Annotated in this window: 5 protein-coding genes; 2 read left to right on the forward strand and 3 right to left on the reverse strand. The window is 24.0% G+C overall.

The window, feature by feature from the left end; genetic code table 11:
• Positions 1–75: 75 nt before the first annotated feature.
• The gene (locus tag GBZ86_RS13190; RefSeq protein ID WP_152891367.1) at positions 76–1827 is read left to right on the forward strand and encodes a phosphoenolpyruvate carboxykinase; all 1752 of its coding nucleotides are present in this window, start codon (positions 76–78) and stop codon (positions 1825–1827) included.
• Positions 1828–1856: 29 nt separating this feature from the next.
• Here the strand turns inward: GBZ86_RS13190 and GBZ86_RS13195 are convergent, their stop codons facing one another.
• Both GBZ86_RS13195 and GBZ86_RS13200 read right to left on the reverse strand, forming a co-directional pair.
• Positions 1857–2045: a DUF378 domain-containing protein gene (locus tag GBZ86_RS13195; RefSeq protein ID WP_152891369.1), complete on the reverse strand. Its 189-nt coding sequence runs from the start codon at positions 2043–2045 to the stop codon at positions 1857–1859.
• A gap of 110 nt (positions 2046–2155) precedes the next feature.
• Positions 2156–2626, reverse strand: a complete 471-nt coding sequence (locus GBZ86_RS13200) for an Lrp/AsnC ligand binding domain-containing protein (protein WP_152891372.1) — start codon at positions 2624–2626, stop codon at positions 2156–2158.
• Positions 2627–2852: 226 nt separating this feature from the next.
• Between GBZ86_RS13200 and GBZ86_RS13205 the strand changes: the two genes are divergently transcribed.
• Positions 2853–3182: a hypothetical protein gene (locus GBZ86_RS13205; RefSeq protein WP_152891375.1), complete on the forward strand. Its 330-nt coding sequence runs from the start codon at positions 2853–2855 to the stop codon at positions 3180–3182.
• A gap of 37 nt (positions 3183–3219) precedes the next feature.
• Here the strand turns inward: GBZ86_RS13205 and GBZ86_RS13210 are convergent, their stop codons facing one another.
• Entirely contained in the window at positions 3220–4260 is a 1041-nt protein-coding gene (locus tag GBZ86_RS13210; protein ID WP_152891377.1) for a CehA/McbA family metallohydrolase domain-containing protein, read from the reverse strand.
• Positions 4261–4284: the final 24 nt, after the last annotated feature.

Genomic DNA, 4284 nt, shown 5'->3' on the forward strand with positions numbered 1-4284 from the left:
ATGTTTATTTAATAATAAATTAATACAAATAATACTTAATTAAATAAGTTATATATATAAGGGGGCTTTTAATATATGAAAAAAGAATTTTGCTTAAAGAATAATAAAGTAACTATGAATTTTACAGTAAAATATTGTAATAATTTTGAATCTATTATGGATAGTGAGGGCTTTAGAAAGATACTTGAAACATATTTGAAAAAATCTAAAAAAAGAAATTCTAATACTTTTAAATTTGTAAGTCATGCATCAGGAACAACAGATGAAAAAATGATAACTAGATATATAATAGGAACTTTGAAACTTTTATCTATGATGAGAGCAGAAGAAGTCATAGTTTGTAATGAAGGTTTTTCAGCTATGTTAGAAGATAAAGAAAAATTTTCAAATTTAATAGAAGAAGTATATTCTTTTTGGAGAAGACTAGAAAGATATACTATTATTCATAATAATAGAATTAAAGATGGAATAGCAGCAGTTAGTTTTACAGAAGCTAATGAAGAATTTGCTAATTTAGTTTTAAGATTCTATAGAAGAATACAAAAAAATCTTTTAGGATCAACTCCTAATGTATATAGACAATTAGCAGTAGGTGGAAATGCAAGTTTAATGCTTAATAATGTTATATGGCATATACCTAAGGGATATGAAATTTTAGAAGATATTTCTTTTATTGATACAATATCTTTAGAAGCACCATTTATTACATATCCTAAAAAAAATACTAGAGATGGTATGTTTAAAGAAACATTTGAAAGTCCTTTAAAAAATATTAGATTAGATAAAGAAGATTGGTTTTGTTATCCAGCTAAGGTTGGAGAACTAATAGCATATGTTTATTTTCATAGAGATTTTATGTCTCATGGAATAAGTTTATGTAATTTATTTGAATTAGCAAAAGAGGATGAATATAGGGGTAAAAAACCAGATATTGTATATGTTTTTGGGGCAAAGGATAATGAAGAACTTAAAACTGTATTTTATGATGATGAAAAAAATAATATTATGTTAGGTTATGTTAATTATCATGAAGAAATTGATTATTTTGGGTACATGAAAAAAATGATATTAACACTTCATAATATTATTATGATAAAAAAAGGGAATCTACCAATACATGGTGCTATGGTAAATGTTATTTTAAAAGATGGAACAGAAGCTAATGTAGTTATAATGGGAGATAGTGGAGCTGGTAAATCAGAGAGTTTAGAAGCTTTTAGAACTTTAAGTGAAGAATATATAAGTGATATGACCATAGTATTTGATGATATGGGAAGTTTTAAAATAGAAGAAGATGGAATATATGGATATGGAACTGAAATAGGTGCCTTTGTTAGATTAGATGATTTAGATCAAGGATTTGCTTTTAAAGAAATAGATAAAAGTATATTTATGAATCCAGATAAAATAAATGCTAGATTAATTATACCAGTTGCTTCTTATAAAGAAATTATGCAAGGATATAAAGTAGATTTATTTTTATATGCTAATAATTATGAAAAAGTAGATAAAGAAGAAAAATCTATAACTTATTTTTCTTCTTGTAATGAAGCTATAAATATATTTAAAGCAGGTGCTAGAATGGCAAAAGGAACAACAACAGAAAATGGATTAGTAGAATCTTATTTTGCAAATCCTTTTGGACCAGCACAAAAGCAAGAAGTTACTGATATTTTATTAGATGGTTATTTTAAAAATTTATTTGAAAATAATATTAAAGTTGGACAAATAAAAACTTGTTTAGCAATAGATGGAATGGAAAAGGAAGGTCCTAGAAAAGCAGCAATAGAATTATTTGAAATTATTAAAGAAATAAAAGGAAATTAAAAAATAACAGGCATTATGCCTGTTATTTTTTATTCTTTTCCAAAGAAAGAGAAGCCATATAATCCACATAAACCAATTAAACCATAAACAATTTTGGTAAAAGTTGTTTGAATGCCTAAAATATTATCAACTAAATTAAAGTTGAAAAATCCTATTAGACCCCAATTTAATGCTCCTACAATAATTAATAAAAGAGCAATGGTATTTAATGATTTCATAAAGTGCACATCCTTTCTTTAGATATTATTAGTATTACTAAAGAAAATTTTTTTATGCATTTACAAAATAAAAATAGCAGAAGATTTTATCTTCTGCTATTTTTAAATTATTATAATTGAATATTTCTATCGATTGGCTGAGATAATGATATAAACGTATCAGTTCTACTAATACCTTCTATATTATTAATTTTATTCATTAATAAATCTTGAAGATCAGATATATTTTTACAAATAACTTTAGCAAAAATAGAATAATCTCCTGTTATTAAATGTAACTCAACAATCTCTTTTATTTTAGATAGTTCATCAAATACTGATGTGTAAGATGAAGCTGCACTAAGATGTATACCAACAAAACAAGTAACATCATAGCCGAGTTTTGGTAAATTAAGAAGAATTCTAGTACCTCTTATAATACCCATATCTTCCATTTTTTTCATTCTTACATGAATAGTACCACCTGAAACATGACAAATTCTTGCTATTTCAAGATATGGCGTTCTACAATCTTTAATTAAAATATCTAAGATTTGTAGGTCTAGCTCGTCTAATTGCATTGATGTATTAATTAGAGACATAAAATCACCTCTTATGTTAATCATAAAGTCATGATTATATTCTATCAAAACTTTTACAAAATTTCTACAAAAAATTAAAAAAGTAAGAAAAATATTTTTTAATTTTAATATTTTATTAAAAAAATAATATAATTTTTGTTTTGTAAAAATTCATTTCCTAAATAGGCATTGAAAATGTTTGGGATATAATATATTATAATATTATTATGTACAAGGAGGTATAGGTATGTGGGATGCAATTAAATCTGTTTTATTAGCCATAATATTTTCAATTGCTGTAATTGGTTCTTATGCATTGTTAGGTAGATATGTATTTAATAAAGTAAAAGTTAATAAATGGATTATTTTAACTATAAGTGTAATTTCATTTATTATTTCTTTTTTCTTTAATATAGGTTTAATATTAAAGATGGTGTTATTAGGTATCTTTGTAATCTCTATTTTATGGTTCTTAGATGTTAATAAAAATGGTTATCCAAAGCCTAAAAAAGATAAAAAAGTTGTTATTAAGCCAAAAGCAAAACCAAATAGAGTTAAGGATCATAAATCTAAGTAAAAAGCTCCTATTGTGGAGTTTTTCACTTAGACTTTTTTTATGAGTTTAGAAATTCTTCAGAAGCGCTAATAAATATAGGTGAAGAAATAGCATTTTTTTTATCTTCTAAATAAATTTTAATAATATACCAAGTTTCTTGAAAACAAGTATTTTTTTTGAAAATATATTTTATTCTATTTAAATTAATGTTATTAAGATTTTTTACTATAGTGCCTCCATTTGTTAATATTTCAATTTTATTTATTTTTTTTTCAGAATCCTCAGCATATATATAAAAATCTAAATTAGAATTTTTATATATAGTTAAATTTCCACCCATAAAAGTAGAGTTAATTGTAAAAAACATTTTCAAAGTCTTGGATTCTGTAGAAAAACAATGTCTATTTTTAAATGCATTAATAATAGATTCTTTAGAAAGAGATGTACTTATAATACCAGTTAAATTTTCATTTTCTCCAAAATTCATTCTATGATTATCTTGAGAGTTTATGGCTCCTAAGTGCCAACCTTTATCTAATAAAGAAAAATAATATTTATCATATCTAGAATATTTATTAGGTGGAGAGCCATTTCCCAATTCTATAGAGCAGATAAATTTATCTAGATATAAATTAAAATTTAATTTTTCAATAGTTTTATGAGGGTGATTAATGGAAACTAAAGTATTTTCATTTGAAAGTAGCCATAATAAAAAATGATTTAAATTAGTTATAGTACCGTTAAAGTAGGTATCAGCATTTATAATATTTAAATCACCCCAAGGATAACTATGACTTTCAAATCCATATAAAGCAATAAAATTATCATATTTCTTATTAAATTTATACAAACATTTTTGAAGGAATTTCCATTTGGTTAATGTAGATCCATCTTTATCCCTTATTTGTTCATTTAAATATCCATTATGATCTGTTATTATCATATAATCTAAGCCATTTTTTTTGCCATATTCTAAAGCTTCTATGGGTGTTCCACGCCCAGTAGATAAAGCTGTATGACAATGAGGAATTCCATAATAAAATTTTAAATCATTAATATTTAGGTTAGTTTCTTCAGGTAATTTACGTTTTTTTATCATAAATCAATATACTCCATATAAAAG

This window comes from Clostridium tarantellae (genome assembly GCF_009295725.1).
In the GTDB taxonomy this organism is placed as follows: Bacteria; Bacillota; Clostridia; order Clostridiales; family Clostridiaceae; genus Sarcina; species Sarcina tarantellae.

Coding starts and splice junctions, on each gene's coding strand:
- GBZ86_RS13200 (WP_152891372.1), bottom strand. CDS start 2,626: ATGTCTCTAATTAATACATCAATGCAATTAGACGAGCTAGACCTACAA.
- GBZ86_RS13210 (WP_152891377.1), bottom strand. CDS start 4,260: ATGATAAAAAAACGTAAATTACCTGAAGAAACTAACCTAAATATTAAT.
- GBZ86_RS13195 (WP_152891369.1), bottom strand. CDS start 2,045: ATGAAATCATTAAATACCATTGCTCTTTTATTAATTATTGTAGGAGCA.
- GBZ86_RS13205 (WP_152891375.1), top strand. CDS start 2,853: ATGTGGGATGCAATTAAATCTGTTTTATTAGCCATAATATTTTCAATT.
- GBZ86_RS13190 (WP_152891367.1), top strand. CDS start 76: ATGAAAAAAGAATTTTGCTTAAAGAATAATAAAGTAACTATGAATTTT.